A 26,506-nucleotide genomic window follows, 5' to 3' on the forward strand; every position below is an offset into this window, starting at 1 on the left:
ATCGGCTGCACCCAGTCCGCACCTCCGGCTGGAAATCGCCGTCGAAAGGGCCCGCCGCCTGGCCGGACCGCGCGTCACCCCATTTGCAGGCGGCCGAATCGCGCGCGGATCGCCCCTCGGTAAGCTGACGGCATGACAGGACAAGTACGCACCGTCGACGGCCGCGTTGCCGGCCGACGCGGTCAGGCGACGCGGCAGAAGCTGCTCGACTGCCTCGGCGAGATGCTCAGCTCCTCGCCGTACCGCGACGTGAAGGTGATCGATGTCGCCCGCAAGGCCGGCACCTCCCCCGCGACCTTCTACCAGTACTTCCCGGACGTCGAGGGCGCCGTCCTGGAGATCGCCGAGCACATGGCCGCCGAGGGCGCGCAGTTGACGGCGCTCGTCGAGGGCCGTAGCTGGGTCGGCAAGTCCGGCTGGCAGGCTGCCGAGGAACTCGTCGAGGGATTCCTGGACTTCTGGCGGCGCAACGACGCGATCCTGCGGGTCGTCGACCTCGGTGCGGCCGAGGGCGACAAGCGCTTCTACAAGATCCGCATGAAGATCCTGAACTCCGTCACCAACTCCCTGACGGAGTCGATGAAGGAGCTCCAGGCCAAGGGCAAGGTCGACAAGGACGTCAGCCCCGCCGCCGTCGCCGGCTCCCTCGTCGCGATGCTGGCCGCGGTCGCCTCCCACCAGAAGGGCTTCCAGACCTGGGGGGTCAAGCAGGCCGAGCTCAAGCCGAACCTGGCGCTGCTCGTCCACCTCGGCATCACGGGCAAGAAGCCGACCAGGTAACGGCGGATCCGGAAAGGGTCCGCCGCCCCGGCGTCACGGCGTCACGGTATCCGGCGTCACGGCGTCACGGTATCCGGCGTCACGGCCTCCGGGTCCGGACAGTCGCCGGGCCTCCGGTCGCGGTCAGCGCCGCTCCAGCCGGAACAGCCGGATCTCGCGCTCGATGCGTGCCTGGTACGTCGCGTACGGCGGCCAGAACTTCAGCACCGCCTGCCACGCGGCCGCCCGCTCCTCGCCCTGGAGCAGCCGGGCCCGTACGGCGATGTCCTGGCCCTTCCAACTCACGTCCGCGTCCGGGTGCTTGAGCAGGTTCCCGGTCCACGCCGGATGCCCGGGCCGGCCGAAGTTGGACCCGATCAGGATCCAGCTCGCCCCGCCCTCCTCCGGCATGCAGGCGAGCGGCGTGGTGCGCGGCTCGCCCGTCTTGGCGCCCCGGGCGGTCAGGATCACCCCGGGCAGCATCTGGGCGCTGAGCATGACGCGGCCGCGGGTCAGCCGGTGCACGGCCTTGTCCATCGCGGGGATGAAGTGCGGTGCGATCTTCGCGAACAGCAGGGTCGAGGACACCTTCTGCATGAGCTTGACGCCGGGAGCCATCAGACGGCCACCTTCTCCTGTGTGGGGGTGAACAGGCCCGCGCGGTGCGCGGCGTGCGCGCGCAGCCGGTGGACCGGCCCGAACAGCAACTCGTCGGCGGCCGCCCGCTTGAAGTACAGGTGCGCGTCGTGCTCCCAGGTGAAGCCGATCCCGCCGTGCAGCTGGATCGCCTCGCCCGCCGCGAGGCGCAGCGCCTCCAGGGCCTGGGCGAGCGCGAGCGGCCCCTGCTCGGGGTCCCAGGCCGCGTAGTACGCCGCCGAGCGCGCCGCCTGCACCTGTACGTACACGTCGGCGAGGCGGTGCTTGACGGCCTGGAAGGACCCGACCGGCCGCCCGAACTGCTCGCGCTGGCCGACGTACTCGACCGTGCGGGCGAGCGCCTGGCCGGCCGCACCGGCGGCCTCGGCGGCCAGCACGGCGGCGGCGGCCCGCCCGGCGTCGGCGAGGGCCGCGAGCACACCGGACCCCGCGCCCGCGACGTCACCGTGGTCCGGCCCGTCGCCGTAGCCCGGCCCGTCGCCGTAGCCCGGCCCTTCGCCGTACTCCGCCTCCGGGCCCTGCCCCAGCAGCTCGGCGGTGGTGTCGCGGAACTGCACCCGCGCCTGCGGCCGGGTCTCGTCCAGGACGGTCTGCCGGGTGCGCACCAGGCCGGCCGCGTCCCCCCGTACGAGGAACAGCAGCGTACGGCTGCGCGCGAAGCCCCCGGCGTGCGCGGCGACCAGCAGCAGGCCGGCGCTGTGGCCGTCGAGGACCTGCGCCGCCTCCCCGTACAGCCGCCAGCCGCCCTCGTCCCGGCGGGCCTGCACCCCGCCGGCCCGGCCGCCGCCCGCCCATGCCCCGCCGGTGTTCTCGCCGGTCAGCGCCAGCGCGGTGGACAGCGCGGTACCGGGCACGGCGAGCGTGGCGGTCAGGTTCCCGGCGGCCAGCGGCGGCAGCAGTGCGGAGCGCTGCGCGCCCGTCCCGAGGGCGGTGATCAGCGGTACCGCCAGCGCCGCGGTCGCCAGCAGGGGCGAGGGGAGCAGGACGCGCCCGGTCTCCTCGCAGGCCAGCGCCAGCTCGGTGGGGGTGCAGCCGACGCCGCCGTACTCCTCGGCGACGGCGATCCCGGGCAGCCCGAGCTGGTGGGCGAGCTGCTGCCACAGCTCGGGGTCGTATCCGGCGTCGGTCCGGACAGCGGCCTTGACCTCGTCCGGACCGCAGCGTTTGCCCAGGATCTCGCGCAAGGTGCGGCGCATCTCGTCCTGCTCCGCGGTGAAGGCGGCGTCCATCGTCGGGCTCCTCCCGGGGGAGATATCTGACGGGCCGTCATGTTAGGGCGGGGGCGGCCAGATGCACAGAGGGAGGGAGCGGCCCGCCCGAGAAGACGCCCCCGGCGCCCGCACTAGCGCCTGACGATCCGTCAGATATACCGTGCACGCATGCCTGGACTCCCTGGACGCCCCGGACTCCCCGCCACCCCACCTTCCCCGCTCTCCCCGCACGGCCGCCGCCGGGTCGCGGTCGTCGGCGTCGCCCTCTCGGACTGCGGCAAGGTCGACGGCCCCACCCCGTACGCCCTGCACGCCCAGGCCGCCCGGCGCGCCCTGGCCGACTCCGGGCTGGACCGCTCGGTCGTCGACGGGCTCGCCTCGGCCGGTCTCGGCACCCTCGCCCCCGTCGAGGTCGCCGAGTACCTGGGCCTGCGGCCCACGTGGGTGGACTCGACCTCGGTCGGCGGCTCCACCTGGGAGGTCATGGCGGCGCACGCGGCGGACGCGATCGCCTCCGGTGCCGCCAACGCCGTCCTGCTCGTCTACGGCTCGACGGCGCGCGCCGACATCAAGGCGCGGCGGCGTACGTCGAACCTGTCCTTCGGCGCGCGGGGACCGCTGCAGTTCGAGGTCCCCTACGGCCACACCCTGATCGCGAAGTACGCGATGGCCGCCCGCCGGCACATGCACGCGTACGGCACGACCCTGGAACAGCTCGCCTCGGTGGCGGTCCAGGCCCGCGCGAACGCGGCGACGAACCCGGACGCGATGTTCCGCGAGCCCCTGACCGTCGACGAGGTCCTGTCGTCGGACATGATCGCGGACCCGTTCACCAAGCTGCACTGCTGCATCCGCTCGGACGGCGGGTGCGCGGTGCTGCTGGCCGCCGAGGAGTATGTCGCGGACACGGCCAAGGCCCCGGTGTGGGTGCTGGGCACGGGCACGTCCGTCTCCCACACCACGATGTCGGAGTGGGAGGACTTCACGGTCTCCCCGGCGGCCGTCTCGGGGCGGATCGCCTTCGAGCGGGCCGGGCTGCGCCCCTCGGACGTCGACGTCGCCGAGCTCTACGACGCGTTCACGTACATGACGCTGGTGACCCTGGAGGACCTGGGGTTCTGCGCCAAGGGCGAGGGCGGGGCCTTCGTGGAGAAGGGGCGGCTGCTGCGCGACGGCGAGCTCCCCGTCAACACCGACGGCGGCGGCCTGTCGGCCTGCCACCCGGGGATGCGGGGGCTGTTCCTGCTGGTCGAAGCGGTACGGCAGCTGCGGGGCGAGGCGGGTGAGGGGCAGGTGCGCAAGCGCGGCGGCCGACTGCCCGAGGTGGCGGTCGCCTCGGGTACGGGCGGGTGGTTCTGCTCCTCGGGCACGGTGATCCTGGGCCGGGGGTAGGGCCGGTGCCCGTACTGTCGGCCGCATGATCAATGGCGCCCACGTCATCATCTACAGCCGCGACGCCGAGGCCGACCGGGTCTTCCTCCGCGACGTCCTCGGGTTCCGCCACGTCGACGCCGGCGGAGGCTGGCTGATCTTCGCGCTGCCCCCGGCGGAGGTCGCGGTCCACCCGGCGGAGCCGGTGGACCCGGGCCCGGGGCCGGGCGCGCACGAGCTCTACCTCATGTGCGACGACGTCGAGACCACGGTGGCCGAACTCATGGCGGCCGGCGTCGAGTTCACGACCGGCATCACCGACGCCGGCTGGGGCCGCCTGACGAGGTTCCGCCTCCCGGGAGGCGGCGAGATCGCCCTGTACGAGCCCCGCCACACGAGGGCGGCGGACCTGGCCTGAGGCGCACCCGGCCTGACGCACACACGGCCTGACGCGGCGCGCGGCGACGGCCCCGGCCAGGCGCTGGCCGGCTGGACCGGGCATCCTGCAACCTTCCGGCTCCCCCTCGCTAACATGCTGGCACCAAGGGGGAGTTGAGGCATGAGTGGAGAGCGTGCGACACCGGAGCGGACCGACGAGGACGGGGACTCGCGGGGCAGTCAGCCGAAGTGGGCCTGGTGGGTGATCGGCATCGTGGTTCCGGTGGTGGGGACCCTCGCCACGGTCTGGGTGACCGCGACCAAGGCGGACCGGCCGTCGGCCGCGGCGGCTGCCTCGTCGGCGGGGCCGTCCGGCCCCTCGCCCACCCAGCGGCCGGGTGAACCCCCCGCGTCCCCGGGGCCCTCGCCTTCCACCACGCCCACCGTTCCGGGCGAGCCGCCCGCGCCGGGCGAGCCACCCGCGTCGGGCGAGCCACCCGCGTCGGGCGAGCCCCTCGCGCCGGCGCCCCGGCCGGGCGCGAGCGAGAACAACCCACCGCAAGCACCCCGCACCACACCCCCGCCGGGGGCCCCGCCGGCGGCCCCCACCCCCGGGAAGCCTCCCGAGCAGCGGACGAACCCGCTGGCCCCGTCCGTCACCACGATGTTCCGCAACGACGACAGCGGCAAGTGCCCGGATGCCGGATGGCACAAGGAGAACAGCCGCGAGATCGTCCAGTTCGACTGCTACGGCGGAGCGACCCAGCTCTGGACGCTGAAGGGGCAGCACATCGTCAACACGGACAGCGGCAAATGCCTCGACGCCAAGTGGAGCCTGGCCAACGGCACCCCCGTCGTCCAGTACGACTGCTACGACGGGGCCACCCAGAAGTGGACGGTGGTCCCGCTCAAGGGCAAATGGGTGATCATGAACGAGCACAGCAGCAAGTGCCTGGACGCCGGCGGGAACAGGAGCAACGGCAGCGTCCTCGTCCAGTGGGACTGCTACGGCGGCCCCATTCAGACCTGGCACAGATGACCGCACGCCCTCCCGGCCCCCGCGCGGGCCTGGGGCCGGGCCCCCGCGCTCATGGTGTTCGATGACCAGCATGAGCCGTAACGAGACCCCCGACGCAGCTCCCGCCCCATCCCCCGCACCCGCACCCGCACCCGACGACTTCCACGCCGTCCTGCGGTCCCTGCGGGTGTGGGACACCGAGCTGCCCGGCTTCGACGCGGGCGCCGCGCCCGCCGAGCCGGTGGTGCTGTTCCGGGAGTGGTTCGTGCACGCCGCCGCGGCCGGCCAGGTCGAGCCGCACACCATGTCGCTGGCGACCGTCGACGAAGAGGGGCGGCCCGACGTACGGACGCTGATGCTGCACGACGCCGACGGGCGCGGCTGGCACTTCGCCTCGCACGCCACCAGCGCCAAGGGCCGGCAACTGGCCGCCCGCCCCCGGGCGGCGCTCGGGTTCTACTGGCCGGCCGTGGCACGCCAGGTCCGCGTCCGGGGACGGGTCACCACCGGCAGCCCCGAGGAGAGCCGGGCGGATCTGGCCGTACGCTCGCGCGGAGCGCTGGCCGCCGCGCTGACCGGGCACCAGAGCGAGGTGCTCGGCTCGGTCCAGGAACTGGCCGAGGCGTCGGCGGCCGCGTGGGAGCGGGCCGGGGCGGAGCCGGACGCGCCCGCACCGACCTGGACGGCGTACGTCCTGGACGCCGACGAGGTCGAGTTCTTCCAGGGCGACGCGACGCGCCGCCACGTCCGGCTGCGCTACCGGCGCACCCCCGAGGGCGGCTGGACCCGCGAACTCCTGTGGCCGTAGGCGCCCCGGCCCGCCGCGCTGAGGCGGCCGACGCGCTCAGGCAGCCGACGCGCTCAGGCAGCCGACACGCTCAGGCGGCCCACGCCATCAGGCAGCCGCCGCCGGGCGGAACACCGGGACTGTGATGCCCTCGGCCATCTCGCGGAACGTGACCTCGAGCGGCATGCCGACGGCCAGGCGGGCCTCGGGACAGTCGACGACCTCGGTCATCATCCGGGGCCCCTCGGCGAGGTCGACGACGGCGGCGACGTACGGGACGCGCGCGCCGAAGGGCGGCAGGTCGTTGCGGTGGACGACGGACCAGGTGTAGAGCGTGGCGCGGCCGGTCGCCGGGCGCCAGCCGACCTGGTCCGGCTCCGCCCAGCAGTACGGGCAGAACTCGCGCGGGTAGTGGTGCGCGCGCTCGCAGGCCGCGCAGTGGCGCAGCAGCAGCGCGCCCTCGGCGGCGGCGTCCCAGTAGGGGCGCGTGAAGTCGTCCACCTCCGGCAGATCGAAACGCGGCCCCGCACCCACCAGACCGCCGGCGCCACTCGCACCGCCCGCACCGGACGCCGCACCCCCGCCCCCGCTCACAGGAACAGCCCGATCGCCGCGTCCAGTGACCAGACCTGCCAGCTCATGGCGAGCAGCGCGACCAGGGAGATCAGCGCCATCATGGCGTTCTGTCCCTGCTCGGCCCAGTCGTGGATCATCAGCACGAGGTAGAGCAGGTTCAGCAGCAGGCCGCCGACCAGGGCGATCGGGGTCAGGAAGCCGCTGATCAGACCGAGACCCAGGGCCAGCTCGGCGTAGACGACGACGTACGCCATCAGGCGCGGCCGGGGCTGGACGACCCTCTGGAAGCCGCCCTTCACGAACGCCCAGCGGTGCTTGTTCGCGACGTCGGCCGCCCACGCGATGCCGGTACCGCGCTCGAACCAGCCCTTCTTGTCCTTGTGCCGCCAGCTCTCCAGCCACCACAGGCCGAGACCTATGCGGAGCACGGCGAGCCATTCGGCCCCACTGAGCCAGACGGTCTGCATCGGCCACCCTCCACCCTGCGCATGATCTGACGGTACGTCAGTTCAGCGGATCGCCGCCGATCCCGCAAGAGCCCGGGGCGACACCGCTCCAGCCCACGCCGGGCCACTCCGGCGCCGCTCCGGCCCGTCCCGACCCACCCCACCCCGCCGTGATCGATCCGCAACCGGATCCCCGCACTCCCGAGACCCAACAACGCTGCGTGGCGATACGCTCACTGCTCATGCCCGGACCCCGCACACAGACCGACGACCTCCGCGTCACGCAGCCGCGTCCCGTGTACGTGATCGGCGGCGGGCCCGGCGGGCTCGCCGCGGCCGCCGCCCTGCGCGCCCGGGGGGTGCGGGCGGTGGTCGTGGAGAAGTCCGACTCCGTCGGCGCCTCCTGGCGCCGCCACTACGACCGGCTGCACCTGCACACCACCCGCCGCCTGTCCGGCCTGCCCGGCCTGGCCATCCCGCGCCGCTTCGGCCGGTGGGTCGCGCGCGACAACGCGGTGCGCTACCTGGAGCAGTACGCCGAGCACCACGAGCTGGAGGTGGTCACCGGCGTCGAGGTCACCCGGATCGAGCGGGCCGCGGACGGGGCGGGCTGGACCCTGTTCGCCACCGGCGGCCGTGAGCTCGACGCCCGCGCCGTGGTGGTCGCCACCGGCTACAACCACACCCCGCGGCTGCCCGACTGGACCGGCCGCGACACCTACCCGGGCACGCTCACGCACGCGAGCGGCTACCGCAACGCCCGGCCGTACGCCGGCCAGGACGTCCTGGTCGTCGGCGTCGGCAACACCGGCGCCGAGATCGCCGTCGACCTCGTCGAGGGCGGCGCCGCGCGGGTACGCCTGGCGGTGCGCACCGTCCCGCACATCCTGCGCCGTTCGACGGCCGGCTGGCCCGCCCAGCGGACCGGGATCCTGGTACGGCGGCTGCCCGTACGCCTGGTGGACCGGCTCGCGCGGGCCGTCGCGAGGATCTCCGTCCCCGACCTGTCGGCGCACGGCCTTCCGCGCCCCGATACGGGCCTCTACACCCGGGTCAAGCAGGGTGCGATCCCCGTGCAGGACGTCGGCCTGATCGCCGCCGTCCGGGCCGGCCGGGTCGAGCCGGTCGCCGCCGTCGAGGGCTTCGACGGCGCCGAGGTGGTGCTCGCCGACGGTTCCCGGATCACCCCGGACGCGGTGGTCGCGGCCACCGGCTACCACCGCGCGCTGGAGGGCCTGGTCGGCCATCTCGGCGTACTGGACGAGCAGGGCCGTCCCCTCGCGCACGGCGCCCGTGCCTGTGCGCAGGCGCCGGGTCTGTACTTCACCGGCTTCAGCAGTCCCATCAGCGGGATGCTCCGCGAACTGGCGCGGGACGCCGAGAAGATAGCGCGGGGACTTTCGCGGGCACTCTCCAAGGAGGAGGCCGAGCGGACCCGGACCCGCGGCCCCCGCTCCACCCGGCAGCCCCGCTCCACCCGAGCCTCCCGCCGCGCAGCCCGTCCCGCCCAGTAAGCGCCACGCACCGCCCCGCAAGCCCCACGCCCCACCCGGTAAGCGCACGGCCCGCCCGGTGCGCGCCCCACCCCACCCGGTGCGCGCCACGCCCCGCCCGGTGGGCGCCACGCCCCGCCCGGTGGGCCACACCCCGCCCGGCGGGGCGGTCCGTCACCTTTTCCTGCGCAGCCCTGTTCCTGACGGCGCGTCAGTTCAGTAATCTGACTACACGTCAGTTGCACGCGAGTCTGTACGCGAGTCATCGAGCAGGAGCGGGCGGAACGATGCTTGGATCTACTCACGGCACCCTCACCACCGACTTCCGCGCACGGGTCGAGGCCTGCGGGGAGACCCCCCGGGCGGCCGTCCATTCCACGGCGGCCGCCACCCCCACGGGCGCGGGCGACCTGGACGTCAGCGGACGGCCCCTGCACGCCGACGTGCCCGACCTGGACCGGTTCTTCCGGCCCGAGTCCGTGGCCGTCGTCGGCGCCTCCGACGCCGAGGGCAGACCGAACACGGGCATCACGCGCCAGCTCATCGCCTGGGCCGAGCGCGTCGGCGCGCGGCTCCATCCCGTGCACCCGACCCGCACCACGGTCTTCGGCCGGCCCTGCGTGCCCTCCGTGGCCGACCTGCCCGAGCAGGTGGACCTGGCCGTCCTGCTGGTCGGCGACCCGCTGCCGGTCGTCGAGGAACTGGCCGAGGCCAAGGTGCGGTTCGCCGTCGCCTTCGCGTCGGGCTTCGCCGAGACCGGGGAAGCGGGGGCGGCCGCCCAGGCCCGCCTGGCCGCCGCCGTCAAACGCTCGGGCCTGCGCCTGCTGGGCCCGAACACCAACCTCAACGCCTTCGAGGCGTTCCGCGAGGACCTCGACGGCCCGGCCATCGCCCTGATCACCCAGTCCGGCCACCAGGGCCGCCCCGTCTACGCCCTCCAGGAGCTGGGCATCCGGCTCTCGCACTGGGCACCCACCGGCAACGAGGCCGACCTGGAGACCGCCGACTTCATCTCCTACTTCGCCGGGCGCCCCGAGGTCGGGGCCATCGCGGCGTACGTGGAGGGCCTCAAGGACGGCCGGTCCTTCCTGCTGGCCGCCGACCGCGCCGCCCGCAACGGCGTCCCGGTCGTGGCCGTCAAGGTCGGCCGCACCGAGACCGGCGCCCGGATGGCCGCCTCCCACACCGGCAAGCTGACCGGCGCCGACACCGTCGTGGACGCGGCCATGCGCCAGTTCGGCGTCATACGCGTGGACGGCCTCGACGAGCTCCAGGACACCGCGGCCCTGCTGGCCCGCGCCCGCACCCCGCAGGCCGACGGCGTCGTCGTCTATTCCATCTCGGGCGGCACCGGCGCCCACTTCTCCGACCTGGCCACCGAGGCGGGCCTGCACCTGCCCACCCTCTCCCAGGCCAAGCAGGACGAGCTCCACCAGTGGATCCCCGACTACCTGGGCGTGTCCAACCCCGTCGACAACGGCGGCCACCCGGTCGGCGACTGGCGCGGCCGCAAGATCATCGACGCGATCCTCGCCGACCCCGCCGTGGGCGTGCTGATCTGCCCGATCACCGGGCCCTTCCCGCCCATGAGCGACAAGCTCGCGCAGGACCTGGTGGACGCGGCGGAGCGGACGGACAAGCTGATCTGCGTGATCTGGGGCTCCCCCGTCGGCACCGAGGACGCCTACCGCTCCACCCTCCTCGGCTCCTCCCGCGTCGCGACCTTCCGCACCTTCGGCAACTGCATCACCGCCGTACGCGCCTACCTCGGCCACCACCGCTTCACCGCCGGCTACCGCTCCCCCTTCGACGACGCGCCCCGCACGCCGTCCCCCTCGTACCGCAAGGCGCAGGCGCTCATGCGCCCGGGCCAGCAGCTCAGCGAGCACGCGGCGAAGCAGCTCCTGCGCGCCTACGGCATCCGGGTGCCGCGCGAGCAGCTGGTGACGAGCGCGGCGGCGGCCGTCCGCGCGGCCGGCCTGGTCGGCTACCCCGTGGTGATGAAGGCCTCCGGCCCGCAGCTGGGCCACAAGACCGAACTGGGCCTGGTGAAGATCGGCCTGACCTCGGCCAGCCAGATCCGCGACGCCTACCGCGAGCTGACCGACATCGCCCGCTACGAGAACATCCCGCTGGACGGCATCCTGGTCTGCCAGATGGTCGAGCGGGGCGTCGAAATGGTCGTCGGCGTCACCCACGACGACCTCTTCGGTCCGACCGTCACCGTCGGCCTCGGCGGTGTCCTGGTGGAAGTCCTGCGCGACGCCGCCGTCCGCGTCCCGCCCTTCGGTGAGGACCAGGCCCGCGCCATGCTCACCGAACTGCGCGGCCACGCCCTCCTGGAGGGGGTCCGGGGGGCGCCCCCGGCGGACGTCGACGCGCTGGTCGAGGTCGTGCTGCGGATCCAGCGCATGGCGCTGGAACTCGGCGACGAGCTCGCGGAGCTCGACATCAACCCGCTGATGGTCCTCCCGCGCGGCCAGGGCGCGGTGGCACTGGACGCGCTGGCGATCTGCCGCTGACGCGGCCCGGGACACCTTTGACTGGAGCTCTTCCATGACCGACTCCCCCAAGACGGACACCACGGATACGACGCACACGACACACACGGCACACACGACGGGCACAGCGGATTCGTCCGGCACACCGGACAGGACCGGCACACCGGATGATTCCCTCGCCTCATTGATACGGCACACCACTGACAACGGGGTCTCGTGGATCACCCTCAACCGCCCCGAGGCCATGAACGCCCTCACCTGGGACCAGCGTGAGCGCATCATGGCGCTGCTGGCCGCCGCCTCCGCCGACCCCGCCGTGCGCGCGGTCGTCCTCACCGCGACCGGCAAGGGCTTCTGCGCGGGCGCCGACCTGCGCGGATCCCCGTCCGCCCCCGCAGCCCCTTCCGCCCCCTCCTCCCCCTCCTCCCCCTCCGAACGGATCGCCGGCGACGTGGCCCGCATGATCCGCCTCGGAGCCCAGCGCTTCATCACGTCCGTCATGGACTGCGAGAAGCCGGTCATCGCCGCCGTCAACGGCACGGCGGCCGGTATCGGCGCGCACCTGGCCTTCGCCTGCGACCTGGTCCTGGCCGCCGACAACGCGAAGTTCATCGAGGTCTTCGCGCGCCGCGGCCTGGTCCCGGACGGTGCCGGCGCCTACCTGCTGCCCCGGCTGATCGGCCCGCAGAAGGCGAAGGAGCTGATGTTCTTCGGCGACGCGCTGCCGGCCGCCGAGGCCGCCCGGATCGGCCTGGTCAACAAGGTCGTCCCGGCCGACGAGCTGCACGCCACGGCCAAGGAGTGGGCCGAACGCCTCGCCCAGGGCCCCACCCGCGCCCTGGCGCTGACCAAGCAGCTGGTCAACGCCTCCCTGGACAGCGACCGCGCGTCCGCGCTGGCGGCCGAGGCCGCCGCCCAGGAGATCAACATGACGACGGCGGACGCGAACGAGGGCGTGGCCAGCTTCGTAGAGCGGCGCACGCCCAAGTACCGCGGCCTCTAGAGGCCCTGGAACAGGCCCCGGCCGCACGAGGACGGACGCACCGGAACCCGCCCGCGGCCGAGGCGCGGGTCCCCGCCCCCTCAGCCCTGCGGGGGGCTCGGCTTCAGTACGGCGAACACCGCGCCCGCCGGGTCCGCCAGCCAGGCGATCCGACCGACGTCCGGCACGTCCGCCGACGGCATGAGCACGCTGCCGCCGCCCTTCGTCACGGACGCCTCCACCACGTCGGTGTCGGCGACCGCGAAGTACGGCACCCAGCGGGCGTCCCGGTGTCCCTCCTGCAGCGGTGCCACCCCGCCGAAGGAGCCGTCCTCCAGATCGCCCTCCGCGATGCTGAGCACCCGGTAGGTCATGCCGGGCGCCTCCATCTCCTGCGAGCGCCAGCCGAACACCCCGCCGTAGAAGCCGATCGCCTTCACCGGATCCTCGACGTGCAGTTCCACCCACACCAGCGTGTCGTCCTCGGACGCCGTCTCCAGCCCCTTGGTCTTCCCCGGCTGCCACACGGCGAACTGGGCGCCCTGCGGGTCGGTGAACTGCCCCATCCAGCCCTCGCCCATCACGTCCATGGGCTCGACGCGTACGGAGCCGCCGCCCGCGGCCACCTTGCGGGCGGTCTCCTGGATGTCGTCGGACGCGAAGTACGTCATCCAGGCCGACTGCGCCCCCTCCTCCATCAGCGGACCGAGCGCCCCCACCGTCCTGCCGCCCTTCCGGAAGAACCCGTAGCCGCCGGCCTCGGGCCCGGCGGAGACGAAGTCCCACCCGAAGACGGCGCCGTAGAAGGCGGCGGACGCGGCCGTGTCCGGGCTGCCGAGGTCGATCCAGTTGGGCGAACCGGTGCGGAAGTCTGTGCCGAGCATGCGTTCCTCCTGCGGATGCGGTGCGGCTGCGGTGCGGCTGCTGTGCGGCTGCTGTGCGGCTGCTGTGCGGTGCGGCTCTACGGAGTCCGGGGCCACGATGCCCACCCGTCCGGCCCCGTGACCGTACCGCCACCGCCCCGCGCCCGCAGGGAAGCCGGGATTCACCCGGACAGCCGGAGCGCGGACAGCGGGAGCGCGGGCAGCCGGGGGCGCGGACAGCCGGAGCGCGGACAGCCGGGGGCGCGGACAGCCGGGGCGCGGACGACCGCCGCCGGGCGGGGAGCCCGCACCCCTTCCCATCTGACGCACCGTCAGCTTCAATCGGTCTCGTGATGGGACACGCAGGGATGGCGGCCACCGTCGTCCGATATCTCCGGTCAGTCGGCTCCCCCACCGCGGCGGAGCCCGTCGAAATCCTCCCGCGCCCCGACCTGCGCGCCGTGGGCGAGGACGAGCGCCCGCCCGTCAGTCCGGCCGAGTTCCGGGCCGTGCTCGGCAACTTCGCCAGCGGGGTCACGGTCGTCACCGCGCCCGCCGCCGACGGCGAGGACGGACCGGCCGGCTTCGCCTGCCAGTCCTTCGCCTCGCTCTCCCTCGACCCGCCCCTGGTGACGTTCATGGTCGCCCGTACGTCCACCACCTGGCCGCGCATCGCGCGCGCCGGGGTGTTCTGCGTCAACATCCTGGGTGCCGAGCAGGGCGAGCTGTGCCGCTCGTTCGCGGTCAGCGGCGCCGACAAGTTCGCGGGGGTGGACCACACGCCGGCGCCCGTGACCGGCTCGCCGCGGCTGGACGCCGTACCGGCATGGATCGACTGCCGGATCCACGCCGTCCACACCGGCGGCGACCACCTGATCGTGGTCGGCCGGGTCGAGGCGATGGGCGCGGCCGGCGAGGGCGAGCCGCTGCTCTTCCACAAGGGCAGGTTCGGCCGCTTCGCCGACTGAGCCCCGTACGTACGACGGGCAGCAAGGGACCCGGGTGGCCGCACCGCCGCCACCCGGGTCCCTTGCGCGCCCGCACGCCATCGCCTCAGAACGTCAGCACGCCCCGCGCCACCCTCCCGTGGTGGGCGTCGTCGGCCGCCTTCGCGAAGTCCTCGACCGGATAGACCTCCGTCACCAGCTCGTCCAGGAGCAGCCGCCCCTGCCGGTACAGCTCGGCGTACAGGGCGATGTCGCGCTGCGGCCGCGCGGAGCCGTACCGGCAGCCCATGATCGTCTTGTCCAGGTACATCGACGAGACCAGGAACGACGCCTCCTCGGTGTGCCCGGGCACGCCCAGCAGCACCGCCTGCCCGTGCCGGTCGAGCAGGTCGATCGCCTGCCGGATCAACCGTACGTCGCCCACGCACTCGAAGGCGTGGTCCGCGCCCGTCGGCAGGATCTCCCTCACCGCCGCCGGCGCGTCCGCGACCGCCGAGGCGTCCACGAAGTGCGTGGCCCCGAACTGCCGGGCCACCGCCTCCTTCGCCGGGTTCGCGTCCACCGCGACGATGGTCGTCGCGCCCGCGATCCGCGCCCCCTGGAGCACGTTCAGCCCGATCCCGCCGGTGCCGATCACGACGACCGACTCGCCCCGGTCGACCCTGGCCCGGTTGAGGACCGCGCCCACCCCCGTCAGCACCCCGCACCCGATCAGCGCGGCCGAGGTCAGCGGGATGTCCGCCGGTATCCGCACCGCCTGCACGGCCTTGACGACGGTCCGTTCCGCGAAGGCGGAGTTGGACGCGAACTGGAACAGCGGCTTGCCGCCCCGCGAGAACGGCTGCCCCGGCATCCCGATCGCCTTGCGGCACATCGTCGGCCGCCCCCGGTCGCAGTCGGCGCACGCCCCGCAGTTCGCCAGCGTCGACAGCGCCACATGATCACCTGGCGCCACATGGGTCACGCCCGACCCGACGGCCTCCACGACCCCCGCGCCCTCGTGCCCCAGCACCACCGGCGGCGGGAACGGGATCGTCCCGTCGATCACCGACAGGTCGCTGTGGCACAGACCGGCCGCCGCGACCGCCACCAGCACCTCACCCGGCCCCGGGTCACGGATCTCCAGGTCGTCGACCACCTGGGCCTGCTTGCCGTCGAAGACGACGCCCCTCATCACCGCTCACCTTGGCTCTCTGGGTAGGCCGAGCACCCGCTCGGCGATGATGTTCCGCTGGATCTCGTCCGAGCCGCCGTAGATGGTGTCGGCCCGGGTGAACAGGAACAACCGCTGCGCCTCGTCGAGTGCGTACGGCTCCCCGGCCGTCCACGGCTGCGGCCCGGCCGAGGCCGCGGCCCCGCGTACCGCCACCGCCAGCTCCCCCAGCCGCCGGTGCCAGCCGCCCCACAGCAGCTTGGCCACACTGGGAGCGCCCGGATCGGCTCCGGCCGCATCCGGGGAACTCCCCAGGGTGCGCAGCGCGTTCCACCTCATGGTGCGCAGCTCCGCCCACTGCCGCACCAGCCGGTCCCGCAGCACGGGATCGCCGGACGACGCCCCCTGCCCGCCCCCGCCCGCGCCCGCGCCCGCGCCCGACACGTACGTCTCCAGTACGCGCTCCAGTTCCGCCGCGAAGCCGATCTGCTGGACCAGGGTCGACACCCCCCGCTCCAGCGCGAGCAGCCCCATGGCCACCTGCCAGCCGTTGCCCTCCCCGCCGACGACCTCCTCGGCCACGGCTCCGTCGAGGAACACCTCGTTGAACTCGCTCGTGCCCGACATCTGACGGATCGGCCGGACCTCGATCCGGCCCGGCTGGTCCATGGGCACCAGCAGGAACGACAGGCCCGCGTGCCGCCGCGAGCCGGGCTCCGTGCGGGCCAGGACGAAGCACCAGTCGGCCTCCTGGGCCAGCGAGGTCCAGATCTTCTGCCCGGACACCCGGTAGCCCGTGCCCTCCCGCACGGCCGCCGTCCGTACCCCGGCGAGGTCGGAGCCTGCGCCGGGTTCGCTGTACCCCTGGCACCACAGCTCCTCGCCGCGCGCGATCCCGGGCAGGAAGCGGTCGCGCTGCTCCTGGCTGCCGTACGCGATCAGGGTCGGGGCCAGCAGGTTCTCGCCGATGTGCCCGACCCGGCCGGGGGCGCGCACGCGCGCGTACTCCTCGGCCCACACCACCTGCTGGGTGAGCGTGGCCGCCCGCTGCCCGTACGCCCCCCGCCGCCCGGTGGCCGGATCGGTCCACCCGAGGCCGATCCAGCCGCCCCGCCCCAGCTCGCGCTCCCACTCCCGGCGCTCGGCCACCGCCTCGTGCTCGCTGCCCGGCCCGCCGAGCCCGGCCGCCTGCGCGTACGGCCCGACGAGGTGGCCGGTGAGCCACTCCCGGGCCCGCGCCCGGAACTCCTCGTCCTCGGCCCCGAAACCGAAGTCCACGGCCGGCCGTCCCTACGCGTTCGGGCGGTCCTTGGCGGCCGCCGCCTTCGCCATGGCCTCCAGCTGGGCCAGCATGGGCATCGGATCGGTGCCCACGGTGCCGGGCAGGAAGTCGGCGATCTTCTCGGGGGTCCAGGCGCCCTCGGCGTACCCGGCGCGCAGTTCGCGCGGCTGCGCCCACACCGCGATCTTGGGTCCGGCGATCGTGTACACCTGCCCGGTGATGCCCTCGCCGCGGGCCCGGTCGCTGAGCAGGTACGTCACCAGCGCCGCCACGTCCTCGGGCTCGCCGATCTCCTTGAGCTCCATGGGGACGTTCGCCGACATCCGGGTACGGGCGACCGGCGCGACGGCGTTGGCGGTGACGCCGTACTTGTGCAGGCCGAGCGCGGCGCTGCGGACGAGCGAGATGATCCCGCCCTTGGCGGCGGAGTAGTTGGCCTGGGCGACGCTGCCCTGGTGGTTGCCGCTGGTGAAGCCGACGAGCGTGCCGGAGCCCTGGCGGCGCATGACGGCGGAGGCGGCGCGGAAGACGGTGAAGGTGCCCTTGAGGTGGGTGGCGACGACGGGGTCCCACTCCTCCTCGGACATGTTGAAGAGCATCCGTTCGCGCAGGATGCCCGCCACGCACACGACGCCGTCGATCCGGCCGTACTCGGCGAGCGCGGTGTCGACGATCCGCTGGCCGCCCGCCATGGTCGAGATGTCGTCGGCGACGGCGACGGCCGTTCCGCCGGCCGCGGTGATCTCCTTCACGACGGCTTCGGCGACCTCGCTGGTGGGCTCGCCGCCCTCGATGCCGACCCCGTAGTCGTTGACGACGACCCGGGCGCCCTCGGCGGCGGCGGCGAGCGCGACGGCCCGGCCGATGCCGCGGCCCGCGCCGGTGACGGCGACGACCTTGCCTGCCAAGAAGTTCCCCACGTCCGGCCCCTTCCCGCGTTTTCTGACGGACCGTTAGATTCTATGGGCAGTCAGATACGCGAGCACAAGCCCCAGCGAGGAGCTGATGCGACCCATGTCCCTGCCCGCCGAGTTCCACGACATCGCCAAGCGCGTCAACAACTGGGGCCGCTGGGGAGCCGACGACGAGATCGGCACCCTGAACCTGATCACCGACGAGGTGGTACGGGCGGCCGCAGCCGGGATCCGCACCGGCCGGCGGGTCGCGCTGGCCCTGCCGCTGAAGGAGGACGGCGTCCAGGCGGGGCTGATCCCGGGACGGATCAACCCGCTGCACACGATGGTGCAGATCAACCAGGAGCTCTTCGGCCCGGGAACGGTGGCGTGCAGCGACGACGCGGTGACCATGGGCCTGCAGTGCGGCACCCACTGGGACGCCCTGACGCACGTCTCGCACTCGGGCAGGATCTACAACGGCCGCCCGGCGACGTCGATCGCCGCGCACACGGGCGCCCAGTTCAGCGGCATCGACAAGACGGGTCCGGTCGTCTCGCGCGGGGTGCTGCTGGACGTGGCGGCGACCAAGGGCGTGGACCGGCTGCCGGGCGACCACGCGGTGACACCGGAGGACCTGGCGGAGGCGGAGGAGTTCGGCCGGGTGACCGTGCGGGCCGGGGACATCGTGCTGGTCCGCACGGGCCAGATCCAGGTCTACCTGGCGGGCGACAAGCACGGGTACGGCTTCCCGTCACCGGGCCTGTCCGTCCGTACGCCGGAGTGGTTCCACGCGCGGGACGTGGCGGCGGTCGCGAACGACACCCTGACCTTCGAGATCTTCCCGCCGGAGCACGAGAACCTGTGGCTGCCGGTGCACGCGCTGGACCTGGTGGAGATGGGCATGCTCCAGGGCCAGAACTGGAACCTCGAAACCTTGTCCACAGCCTGTGGACAAGAGGGCCGCTACAGCTTCCTGCTCTCGGCCATGCCGGAACCCTTCGCTGGCGCCACGGGCACCCCGGTGGCCCCGGTGGCCATCTTCTGACGCCGCCGCGCGGGCGCGGGGCCGCCGGGCCGACTCCGGACGCCCCCTACCGGTCGGCGCCCGGGGCGCCCCCGTCCGCTGCCTCGGCGGCGGCCCGATCGAGGATCCGCCCGATCTCGGCCACGACCGCCCGCCCCTCCTCCGGGTCGGTGATGTGCGCCGCCCGCGCTTCGAGGTGCCGCAGGCGCGCGGCCAGGTCAGGGTGCCGCTCGATCGCGAGGTACAGCGCCCACTGGCGCCGCGCCCTGGCGACGGCCGCCGCCTGCTCGGCACCGATGGCCACTACGGCATCCGGTGCGAGCCGTACCACTGTTGCGGCGGTTGCCAGTGGTTCACCCGGCTCGCTCCCGGCAGTCGTCCACGTCACGGGGTGAGCCTGCCGGGGCTGGTCCGCCGGGGCAAGTCGGCGCGTGGCGCGCTCACGAGGGTGGCGCCACGCAGGCGCACCCGTGGCGCGGAACGTGCCCCGGCCCCCGGGCCGGGTCGACCCGGGGAAGGAGGCGGTGCTGCCGGATGCTCAGGCGAGGTCGTCGAACTCGCCTGCGGCGGCACCGTCGAGGAAGGCCCGGAGCTTCGCCCGAGTCGTCCTGATGATCACGCCCGGATCGTCGCTCTCTCGGATGAGGACCTCGCCGTCCTTCACCGCCACCTCCAGGCAGTTCCCGGTATCCGTGGACCTGGAGGACTTGCGCCACTCGATCTCCACTGTGCCCACCTTTCGCTCCTCTCGCACGCCGTACTTGTCGAACTGACCAGTTACCGCGCCGTCCAGGAACGCCTGGAGCCGGGCACGCGTGGTCTTGACGACCACGTCGGGGGCCTCACTCTCGCGCAGCCAGACCTCGTCGCCGTCCACCGCAGCGAGTTCGAGACAGTTACTGCCCTCCGCGTCCGTGCTGTACCGGGACTTCTCCCACTCGATACCCACCGCGCTCACGCCTCCGCCCTCCGGCAGCCGCGACGACCACTCGCCGGCTGCCTACCCCCGGCCCGCGGTGGTCACTCACGGGACCCGAGGCTGAACCACACCGCCTTGGCCGTCCCGTCGTCGAGCATCACCACGGACCAGTCGTCCGCGTACGCCCGCACGAGGTCCAGACCGCGCCCGCAGGTGTCGAACAGTCCACCCCCTCCGGCCGGCCACCGGTCAGGGGCGCTGTCATAGACGTAGACCGTCACTACATCGCCCTGGAGCAGGACCTCGACCCCGATTTCGGGTGTGGCGGTGTGCTGGTGGGCGTTCGTCACCACCTCCGAGGTGCACAGCCGGGCCCGTTCGACAAGCCTGTCCTGACCGGCGGCCCGCAGCACAAGGGTCACCCAGTCGCGGGCCAGCCGTGGGGTGTCGGCCCGGCTGGGGGCGACCAGTCGGTACGTCAGGGGTGGGGTTAAAGCGCTCATCGTCTTCACCGGTCTCGCTCTCCCAACGTGGTGCGGGGTCGGTGCGTCGCGCTGCCCGCTCGTGGCATTGGCTGCCCCGAGTCACGACGGAGCGGCTGCACTTCGGACTACCGGACATGCGGCGCCATGCGTTTGACTGTAGTGACTCGGTCACACACGTTGGGTGTCTTTCACCCAAAGGTGTCGACAGATGGACCCGGCGGCGCAGCGCGCGCCAAGATGAGGGCCGACAGGAGGGGTGGCACATGCCGTCGAGAAAAGCTCCAACCGCCCGGCAGCGCCGATTGGGCGCGGAGCTGCGCAAGATCCGCGAGCAGGCCGGGATTTCACTCACCGAGGCCGCCTCACAGCTGAGCACCGACCGCACGGGCATCAGCAATGTGGAGAGTGGGCGCTTCGGCGTCAGCAGTGAACGTATCCGCTCCTGGAGCGCGCGCTACGGCTGCCCGGACAGCGCCTACGTGGAGGCGCTCGCCGCCATGGCCGAGGAGCGGGGTCGCGGCTGGTGGGAGGAGTACCGCGACGACGTACCCGCCGGCATGCTCGATCTCTCCGAACTGGAGCACCACTGCGTCGCGCTGCGCACGTCGCAAATCATGCACATGCCTGGTCTCCTCCAGACCGAGGATTACGCACGGGCCGTTTTCGAGGAGACCGTTCCGCCCCTGCAGCCTGCCTACGTCCGCCGCCTGCTCTCGCTCCGGTTGCGACGGCGGGATGTCCTGGACCGCGAAACCCTGCTGGAATGCACGTTCCTCATCCATGAAACGGCCCTGCGCATGAGGTTCGGCGGACGCGAGGTGATGCAGGCGCAGCTCAACTACCTGCTCGAACAGTCGAAGCGGGACAACGTGACCGTGCGCGTGGTCCCCTTCGAGGCCGGCGGTCTGCCGGACGCGGGTAGCTCGACGCTGTACGCGTACGGCCCGGTGCCCCAGCTGGACACCGTGCAGATCGACACACCAACTGGCCCTACGCTTCTGGATGCGGAGACACGTCTCGTCAACTACCGCGCGGTGCTCGACCGGGTGGAGGAGCGGGCATACGACTCCGAACGGTCTCGCGAGTTCATTCGCGAGGTGGCGCAACAAGTGTGAAGGCGTGGGAACAGTGGAAATCAAGTGGCGCAAGTCCTCCAAGTCCACGGAAACCGGCAACTGCCTGGAAGTCGCGATGAAGGGCGGCGAGATCCTCATCCGGGAGAGCGACGACCCGGACGTGATCATCAGGACGACCCCGACGAAGCTTCGGGCCTTCATCGACGGAGCCGCCGCAGGCGAGTTTGACGACCTCACCTGAGCGGCGCGCGGCGCACTGCGGCCCCCTGACCCCAGCGGCCAGGGGGCCGAGCCATGTCGGATAACGCGTTTGAGCGCCCCTCCTCACTCGTTAGACGTCAAACGCTTGATACGGGCCAATAGCCACCGCTACGTTCACCTTGCGCCCGCTCATCATCGACGGCGCAACTCACCTCAACCCTGCGCCAGTTGAGGTGGGCATGGCCGTCCCCGCCCACCGCTCGTCACGGCGGACGGGGACGGCTCCACCGCACGGGGCCGGGAGGCAGACCCATGCGCACGACCACCACCCTCCGCACCGGGTACTGGTTCGAGGCCGTCTGTTATCGCGACGTCTATGACGACCGGCCGCGGCTCCTCCACCGGGCCATGCTCGACACCCCCGAGCAGGCCGTCCGGCTGGTCGGGAGCCAGATCCGGGCGGCCCGCCCCGTCCCGCTCACCGCCGCCGAGATCGAGCGTGCCCTCGCCTGGGCCGCCGCCGGGGGCCGGGTCGCCGCGCTCGCCGCCCTGCACCGGGGCGAGCCCGCCGGCTTCAGCATCGTCCTGCGCGACGGGCTCCGTCCCGAATGGCGTGTGGTGCCCGTCTCGTACGTCGATATTGCCGCGCCTGCGTGTCGGTCCCCCATGGAACTATGAGGTGTGCATGACGCGTCGTTGCGAACGCTGCGCGTCACGCGCACGTCCCCAGAACCCTCGGAGGAACCAGCAACATGTCCCAGTACGGTGCCGCCCCGCCGCCCCCGCCCATGCAGCAGCCGCCCATGATGCCGCAGCCGCCCGCACCCCGGCGCCGTTCGGGCAGCGCCATAGCCAGCGTCCTGGTCCTCGTCCTGGTGGTCGGCGGCATCTTCGGCCTCTCCCAGTGGATGAACAAGGACAAGAAGTCCTCGAACGCGTCGACGTCGTCCTCGGCGTCCTCCTCCCCGTCGAAGGCTGCGACGAAGCCGTCGGACAAGTCCAGCTCCGCCTCCGACCCCGAGAAGAACAGCCCCTGGAAGGTCGGCGAGTGCGGCGGTCCCGACCCCAAGGACCAGCCCGACGGCTACCGCAAGATCAGCTGCTCCGACTCCACGGCCACCTTCAAGGCCCTGGAGATCAAGGAAGCCAGCATCCTGGACAACGCCATCCAGTGCCCGGCCGGCACCGACCTGATCATCAAGGTCAGCGTCTCCTACGGTGGCAAGGGCACCGGCCTGCCCACCAACACCGTGTGCGGCCGGAACCTCGGCAACGACCACCCCGGTGACGCGGGCGCGGGCGGCGGTCAGCTCGTCAAGGGCGACTGCATCACCGAGACCGCGAAGGAGGTCGCCTGCGCCTCGGCCGGCAAGGGCTCGTACAAGGTCCTCGACCTCGTCAAGACCAAGGAAGAGTGCCCGAAGGGCACCACCGAGCCCATGAGGCTCACCATCCAGATCGGCCGCCCGTACGACGTGATCTGCGCCGCCGACGTGTAAGCGTCCGGCGCCCGGACGGCAGCCGTGGGAACGGCTGCCGTCCGGTCACACCCGGTCCCCGCGACGCGGGGCGAGCTCCGCGGCGGTCAGCGCGCGTCCCTTGCGGGCCGCCATCCGGGCGTTGTACGCGTCGAACAGCAGCCGCCGGTAGCCCGGCGGCCACCGGACGGCCACTCCCTCCACCTGCCCTCCCGGCAGGTACTCGCGGGCGATCCGGTTCAGCAGCCGCAGGCAGTGGTGCCCCTTGTACTGACCGCGGCACGGTTCCTGCTGGCACATGCTGACCAGCGTCCCGCCGGCCAGCAGGGCCTGCTGGCCGGCGGCCCGGCGGGTCCGCAGTTCGGCCCGCATGACGGGCGCCGCCTTCTCCTCGGCGTGTTCCTCGTCGTCGTAGTGCTTGGCGCCCAGAGCCATCGCGAGCAGATCGCCCTGGCACGAGAACGCCACCATGACGTTGTACATGCCCTGCCGGCAGACCTGAGTGATCATCTGGGAGCGGTCCCGGCGCAGCGCCTCCCCGTGGGGCGTGCGGTGCGCGTGCGCGATCCACCAGTTGACGTTCTCCCCCACCCCCTCCAAGGCCATCAGGTGCGCGATGTTCGCGTAGCCCTGGTAGTCGGGCACCACGCACTCCTGCCCCTGCGTACGGGGGCGCTCGACGGCGATCTGCCGGATGACGGCCCGCTCGATGGGCGGGGTCAGGGTGAGGGAGATCGGCCCCACCCAGGGGCCGGTACCGGTGGTCGCCCCGTCGAGGCCCTGCGGCACCGGCTGGGGCACCGCCACGGGAGGCGGCGGGAGGTTGGCCTCGCCGATCCGGCCCGGTGGCGGGTGGTACGGCATGCGGGGTGCCCCGGCGGCGCCGCTCAGCTGCTGCCAGTTCAGGTACAGCAAGTACCCCGCTCCGGCCACCGCCCCCGCTACCGCCACCGCGACGACGGCCCCGACGACGATCTCGCCGCCGACGACGGCGAGTACCAGCGCCGCGGCGCGGCCCGCGATCCCGGCCGAGCCGATCACCGAGACCACCTCGACCTGCGACAGCGCCAGGGCTCCGGCGGCCCCCGCACCGGCGAGGGAGGGCTCCAGACTCTGCCGCTGCACCAGCAGCCGGCCCACCGCACGGTTGCCGACGCGGGACTGGAGGGCGAGCAGCCGTGCCCGATCGGCCGGCGCCCCGGGGTCCGCCACGGCCTCGGCGGCCCGTCGCGTGTGGATCGCCGCCCCGCGGGACCGCCGGCGGGCGTCCTCGTCCTGCTCGTGTCCGTGCATGCCGCCCCTCCCGCGCCGCCCGCGCCGATCCTGCCGACTGCCTTGCTGGGTAGCCAGATCCGCGCGGGGGCGCACGGGGGCACTGACGCGTGCCCGAAAGGCTGGGACGGCCGACGAGCACGACCGCCGGGAATTCCGGTTCGGGACCAACAGCCGGTCGCCGATGGCGCATTCTGAGAGGCGGGCGACTGCTGGAGGGGGCGCGGTGCAGGGTAGGAGCGCACGGGCTGGATCGGTGGCGGCGGCGGTGGCCGCGCTGGTGGCCGGTGGCACGGGGGTGTTCACGAACTACGTCACGGCGAAGGTGCCGGCCTGGGCGGAGAACCCGTGGCTGGTGTGGACGGTCTTCGGTGTGATGGTGCTGGCCTCGGTCGCGTTGCAGGTGTGGAGTCGCCGGCTGGACGGCGGGGGCGCCGCTTCGGCGCGGCTGGTACCGGTCAGCCGGGTCGTGGCGGGGGTCATGGAGTCGCTCGCGGCCCCGCACACGGGTGGCCCTGTCCGCGGGCGGGAGGCGGACCTGGCCGAGCTACGACGCCTGCTGCGCCGCCCGCAGGGGCGGTTCGCGGTGCTGTGCGGTGCGGGCGGGCTCGGCAAGACGACCGTGGCCGCGTCGCTGGCGGAGCAGGCCCGGGCGGACGGCACGGCCGTGTTCTGGATCCGTTGGCGCGACGAGCAGCAGCTGGCCGAGCACATGGTGCGCATCGCGGTCGCGTGCGGCATGCCGGAGGAGCAGCTGGAGGCCGCGCGGGCCGGGCGGCTGAGCCTGCCCGACGCGGTGTGGGAGCAACTGGCCCAGGCGGGCCGCTGGCTGATCGTGCTGGACAACGTGGACGAGCCGGAGGCACTCGGGTCCGGCGGGGACCCGGTGGGCACGTACCGGGGGTGGATCCGCCCGGTCGGCAGCGGGCTGCTGCTGGTGACCAGCCGGAACACCGACAGCGGTACGTGGGGCGGCGCGGCGGTCCTGCGCCGCCTGACGCCCCTGGAAGGGCAGGCGGGCTCGCAGGTGCTGATGGACGGGGCCCCTGACGCGGGGACTGCCGAAGAGGCCCGGGCGCTGGCCGAGCGGCTCGGCGGACTGCCCCTGGCCCTGCACGCCGCCGGCCGCTACCTGGCCGCCGCGGGCAGCCGGTACCGGACGTACGCCACCTACATGGAGGCCCTGGACCGCGAACTGTCCAGCCTCCTGGGCGCCGAACACCCCCGGGCCGCCGATCCCGAGGTCGCGCGGGCCGTCGTACGCCACACCTGGGAGCTGTCCCTCGACCAGCTCACCGACGGCGGGAACACCCTGGCCCGGCCGGTCCTGCGGCTGCTGTCCCTGCTGGGAGCGGCGCCGGTACCGCTGTCGTTCGTCACCCCGGACCTGGTGACCGCCGCGACCGGCTCGGCGGCGAGCGAGGTCGCGGTGGAGGCCGCGGTCAACGGGCTGCACACGTACGGTCTGGTCGACGCCGTCGTCGGGGAAACCGGCGGCCCGGCCGGGCTGGTGGTGCTGCACCCCCTGGTCCGGGAGATCTCCGCGCTGGCCCTGTCAGGCGAGGTCGCGCACCCGGAGCACTGGCATGCGGCGCTCGCCGGCCAGCTGGGCCGGACCGTCCAGGACGTGACGGCTGCCGGACGCGCGGGCTGGGCGACCGCTCGCGTACTCGCCCCGCACGCACTGGCTGTCGCCGGACTCGACGGCTGCTGCGACGACCTGGCCGTCGCCAGCACCCTGAGCACTCTCGCCGACCACATGGACGAGGCGGGGCAGCCCATCGGCTATCACAGGCTTGCGCAAGAGGCGGAGTCCATTCGCAACCGCGTTCTCGGCCCGGTCCACCTCGACACCCTGGACAGCCGCAACAACCTCGCCAACGCGCTCTACGAACTGGGCCGGTACCAGGAAGCCGCCGACCTCCACCAGCAGACCCTCACCGACATCGTCCACATCCTCGGCCCCGACCACCCCCACGCACTGACCAGCAGCAACAACGTTGCCAACGTGCTCTATGAGCTGGGGCAGCACCAGGAGGCCGCCGACCTCCACCAGCAGACCCTCACCGACCGCACGCGCATCATCGGCCCCGACCACCCCGACACCCTCAGCAGCCGCAACAACCTCGCCATCGCGCTCTTTGAGCTGGAGCGGTACCAGGAAGCCGCCGACCTCCACCAGCAGACCCTCACCGACCGCACCCGCACCCTCGGCCCCGACCACCCCGACACCCTCAGCAGCCGCAACAACCTCGCCAACGTGTTCCACAAACTGGGGCAGTACCAGGAGGCCGCCGACCTCCACCAGCAGACCCTCACCGACCGCACTCACATCCTCGGCCCCGACCACCCCCACACACTGAGCAGCCGCAACAACGTAGCCAACATGCTCTCTGAGTTGGGGCAGTACCAGGAGGCCGCCGACCTCCACCAGCAGACCCTCACCGACCGCACCCGCACCCTCGGCCCCGACCACCCCGACACGCTGAACAGCCGCAACAACCTCGCCATCGCGCTCTATGAGCTGGAGCGGTACCAGGAATCCGCCGACCTCCACCAGCAAGCCCTCAACGACCGCACCCGCACCCTCGGCCCCGACCACCCCGACACCCTGGACAGCCGCCACAACCTCGCCAGCGCCCAGCAGGCGGCCCAGCGGCGCAGCGCGCCCCGGCCCCTCCGCCGCGCCTGGCGCCGCATCACGAGCCGCCCCGCCCCGTAACCCGGAACC

The 26,506-nt window shown here is 73.1% G+C and carries 27 protein-coding genes and 1 pseudogene; 15 read left to right on the plus strand and 13 right to left on the minus strand.

All coding sequences use genetic code 11. From position 1 onward, the window contains the following. Positions 1–132 precede the first annotated feature (132 nt). Positions 133–780, plus strand: a complete 648-nt coding sequence (locus tag ACIPXB_RS24420; RefSeq protein ID WP_401453292.1) for a TetR family transcriptional regulator — start codon at positions 133–135, stop codon at positions 778–780. Between the two features lie 123 nt (positions 781–903). Here ACIPXB_RS24420 and ACIPXB_RS24425 read toward each other — a convergent pair whose 3' ends face one another. Together ACIPXB_RS24425 and ACIPXB_RS24430 are read right to left on the minus strand one after the other, a co-directional pair. Further along, positions 904–1,377 (minus strand): nitroreductase family deazaflavin-dependent oxidoreductase, encoded by a 474-nt coding sequence (locus ACIPXB_RS24425; RefSeq protein WP_401453294.1) that lies wholly within the window; start codon positions 1,375–1,377, stop codon positions 904–906. Beyond that, positions 1,377–2,645 carry an acyl-CoA dehydrogenase family protein gene (locus ACIPXB_RS24430; protein ID WP_401453296.1) on the minus strand — a complete coding sequence of 423 codons (1,269 nt, stop codon included), beginning with the start codon at positions 2,643–2,645 and terminating at the stop codon, positions 1,377–1,379. Before ACIPXB_RS24430 ends, ACIPXB_RS24425 begins: the two co-directional genes overlap by 1 nt. Before the next feature lie 150 nt (positions 2,646–2,795). On the opposite strand from ACIPXB_RS24430, the gene ACIPXB_RS24435 reads away from it, so the two are divergent. The 4 genes from ACIPXB_RS24435 (at position 2,796) to ACIPXB_RS24450 (ending at position 6,202) form a co-directional block, all read left to right on the plus strand. Further along, positions 2,796–4,019 (plus strand): acetyl-CoA acetyltransferase, encoded by a 1,224-nt coding sequence (locus ACIPXB_RS24435; protein WP_401453298.1) that lies wholly within the window; start codon positions 2,796–2,798, stop codon positions 4,017–4,019. 25 nt (positions 4,020–4,044) lie between these two features. Continuing rightward, positions 4,045–4,416, plus strand: a complete 372-nt coding sequence (locus ACIPXB_RS24440) for a VOC family protein (RefSeq protein WP_401453300.1) — start codon at positions 4,045–4,047, stop codon at positions 4,414–4,416. Positions 4,417–4,557: 141 nt separating this feature from the next. After that, a complete protein-coding gene (locus ACIPXB_RS24445; protein WP_401453302.1) occupies positions 4,558–5,415 on the plus strand; it encodes an RICIN domain-containing protein in 858 nt (285 codons plus the stop codon). A 70-nt stretch (positions 5,416–5,485) separates the two neighbouring features. Further along, on the plus strand, positions 5,486–6,202 hold the full coding sequence (locus ACIPXB_RS24450; protein WP_401453304.1) for a pyridoxal 5'-phosphate synthase: 717 nt from the start codon (positions 5,486–5,488) through the stop codon (positions 6,200–6,202). Between the two features lie 87 nt (positions 6,203–6,289). Here ACIPXB_RS24450 and ACIPXB_RS24455 read toward each other — a convergent pair whose 3' ends face one another. Both ACIPXB_RS24455 and ACIPXB_RS24460 read right to left on the minus strand, forming a co-directional pair. Then, positions 6,290–6,718, minus strand: coding sequence for a Zn-ribbon domain-containing OB-fold protein (locus ACIPXB_RS24455; protein WP_401453405.1), 429 nt, complete (start codon positions 6,716–6,718; stop codon positions 6,290–6,292). A gap of 53 nt (positions 6,719–6,771) precedes the next feature. Next, positions 6,772–7,224 (minus strand): DoxX family protein, encoded by a 453-nt coding sequence (locus ACIPXB_RS24460; RefSeq protein ID WP_401453306.1) that lies wholly within the window; start codon positions 7,222–7,224, stop codon positions 6,772–6,774. Positions 7,225–7,445: 221 nt separating this feature from the next. On the opposite strand from ACIPXB_RS24460, the gene ACIPXB_RS24465 reads away from it, so the two are divergent. The 3 genes from ACIPXB_RS24465 (at position 7,446) to ACIPXB_RS24475 (ending at position 12,200) form a co-directional block, all read left to right on the plus strand. Next, entirely contained in the window at positions 7,446–8,717 is a 1,272-nt protein-coding gene (locus ACIPXB_RS24465; RefSeq protein ID WP_401453308.1) for a flavin-containing monooxygenase, read from the plus strand. 266 nt (positions 8,718–8,983) lie between these two features. Continuing rightward, positions 8,984–11,218: an acetate--CoA ligase family protein gene (locus tag ACIPXB_RS24470; RefSeq protein WP_401453310.1), complete on the plus strand. Its 2,235-nt coding sequence runs from the start codon at positions 8,984–8,986 to the stop codon at positions 11,216–11,218. A gap of 223 nt (positions 11,219–11,441) precedes the next feature. Further along, positions 11,442–12,200, plus strand: coding sequence for an enoyl-CoA hydratase/isomerase family protein (locus tag ACIPXB_RS24475; RefSeq protein WP_401453407.1), 759 nt, complete (start codon positions 11,442–11,444; stop codon positions 12,198–12,200). Positions 12,201–12,280: 80 nt separating this feature from the next. On the opposite strand, the gene ACIPXB_RS24480 is transcribed toward ACIPXB_RS24475, so the two are convergent. Next, on the minus strand, positions 12,281–13,063 hold the full coding sequence (locus ACIPXB_RS24480) for a VOC family protein (protein ID WP_401453312.1): 783 nt from the start codon (positions 13,061–13,063) through the stop codon (positions 12,281–12,283). A gap of 347 nt (positions 13,064–13,410) precedes the next feature. Here ACIPXB_RS24480 and ACIPXB_RS24485 point away from each other — a divergent pair, with 347 nt between their 5' ends. Then, entirely contained in the window at positions 13,411–14,010 is a 600-nt protein-coding gene (locus ACIPXB_RS24485; protein WP_401453409.1) for a flavin reductase family protein, read from the plus strand. An 85-nt stretch (positions 14,011–14,095) separates the two neighbouring features. On the opposite strand, the gene ACIPXB_RS24490 is transcribed toward ACIPXB_RS24485, so the two are convergent. The 3 genes from ACIPXB_RS24490 to ACIPXB_RS24500 are packed head-to-tail and all read right to left on the minus strand — an operon-like array spanning position 14,096 to position 17,344. Next, positions 14,096–15,163 (minus strand): Zn-dependent alcohol dehydrogenase, encoded by a 1,068-nt coding sequence (locus ACIPXB_RS24490; RefSeq protein ID WP_401453314.1) that lies wholly within the window; start codon positions 15,161–15,163, stop codon positions 14,096–14,098. Positions 15,164–15,169: 6 nt separating this feature from the next. Continuing rightward, entirely contained in the window at positions 15,170–16,420 is a 1,251-nt protein-coding gene (locus ACIPXB_RS24495) for an acyl-CoA dehydrogenase family protein (protein WP_401453316.1), read from the minus strand. Positions 16,421–16,432: 12 nt separating this feature from the next. Further along, complete coding sequence (locus ACIPXB_RS24500; protein ID WP_401453318.1) at positions 16,433–17,344, minus strand: SDR family oxidoreductase; 912 nt, start codon at positions 17,342–17,344, stop codon at positions 16,433–16,435. A 94-nt stretch (positions 17,345–17,438) separates the two neighbouring features. Between ACIPXB_RS24500 and ACIPXB_RS24505 the strand changes: the two genes are divergently transcribed. Next, the gene (locus tag ACIPXB_RS24505) at positions 17,439–18,365 is read left to right on the plus strand and encodes a cyclase family protein (protein WP_401453410.1); all 927 of its coding nucleotides are present in this window, start codon (positions 17,439–17,441) and stop codon (positions 18,363–18,365) included. Between the two features lie 46 nt (positions 18,366–18,411). On the opposite strand, the gene ACIPXB_RS24510 is transcribed toward ACIPXB_RS24505, so the two are convergent. From ACIPXB_RS24510 to ACIPXB_RS24525, 4 genes and pseudogenes are all read right to left on the minus strand, one after another. Continuing rightward, positions 18,412–18,648, minus strand: coding sequence for a hypothetical protein (locus tag ACIPXB_RS24510; RefSeq protein WP_401453320.1), 237 nt, complete (start codon positions 18,646–18,648; stop codon positions 18,412–18,414). Between the two features lie 234 nt (positions 18,649–18,882). Next, a complete protein-coding gene (locus ACIPXB_RS24515; RefSeq protein WP_401453412.1) occupies positions 18,883–19,071 on the minus strand; it encodes a DUF397 domain-containing protein in 189 nt (62 codons plus the stop codon). A 66-nt stretch (positions 19,072–19,137) separates the two neighbouring features. Further along, a pseudogene (locus tag ACIPXB_RS24520) lies at positions 19,138–19,302 on the minus strand (DUF397 domain-containing protein); the annotation flags it as partial. A gap of 62 nt (positions 19,303–19,364) precedes the next feature. Then, on the minus strand, positions 19,365–19,766 hold the full coding sequence (locus ACIPXB_RS24525; RefSeq protein WP_401453322.1) for an ATP-binding protein: 402 nt from the start codon (positions 19,764–19,766) through the stop codon (positions 19,365–19,367). 245 nt (positions 19,767–20,011) lie between these two features. Between ACIPXB_RS24525 and ACIPXB_RS24530 the strand changes: the two genes are divergently transcribed. From ACIPXB_RS24530 to ACIPXB_RS24545, 4 genes are all read left to right on the plus strand, one after another. Further along, on the plus strand, positions 20,012–20,863 hold the full coding sequence (locus ACIPXB_RS24530) for a Scr1 family TA system antitoxin-like transcriptional regulator (protein ID WP_401453324.1): 852 nt from the start codon (positions 20,012–20,014) through the stop codon (positions 20,861–20,863). Positions 20,864–20,876: 13 nt separating this feature from the next. Further along, positions 20,877–21,065 carry a DUF397 domain-containing protein gene (locus ACIPXB_RS24535; RefSeq protein ID WP_401453414.1) on the plus strand — a complete coding sequence of 63 codons (189 nt, stop codon included), beginning with the start codon at positions 20,877–20,879 and terminating at the stop codon, positions 21,063–21,065. Positions 21,066–21,337: 272 nt separating this feature from the next. Further along, complete coding sequence (locus ACIPXB_RS24540) at positions 21,338–21,703, plus strand: hypothetical protein (protein ID WP_401453326.1); 366 nt, start codon at positions 21,338–21,340, stop codon at positions 21,701–21,703. A 110-nt stretch (positions 21,704–21,813) separates the two neighbouring features. After that, on the plus strand, positions 21,814–22,524 hold the full coding sequence (locus ACIPXB_RS24545; RefSeq protein WP_401453416.1) for a hypothetical protein: 711 nt from the start codon (positions 21,814–21,816) through the stop codon (positions 22,522–22,524). Between the two features lie 45 nt (positions 22,525–22,569). Here ACIPXB_RS24545 and ACIPXB_RS24550 read toward each other — a convergent pair whose 3' ends face one another. Continuing rightward, on the minus strand, positions 22,570–23,796 hold the full coding sequence (locus ACIPXB_RS24550; RefSeq protein WP_401453328.1) for a hypothetical protein: 1,227 nt from the start codon (positions 23,794–23,796) through the stop codon (positions 22,570–22,572). Between the two features lie 235 nt (positions 23,797–24,031). Here ACIPXB_RS24550 and fxsT point away from each other — a divergent pair, with 235 nt between their 5' ends. After that, positions 24,032–26,497 (plus strand): FxSxx-COOH system tetratricopeptide repeat protein, encoded by a 2,466-nt coding sequence (gene fxsT, locus ACIPXB_RS24555; protein WP_401453330.1) that lies wholly within the window; start codon positions 24,032–24,034, stop codon positions 26,495–26,497. Positions 26,498–26,506: the final 9 nt, after the last annotated feature.

Origin of the sequence: Streptomyces sp. NPDC090022 (assembly GCF_044748145.1) — a bacterium.
Taxonomy (GTDB): Bacteria; Actinomycetota; Actinomycetes; order Streptomycetales; family Streptomycetaceae; genus Streptomyces.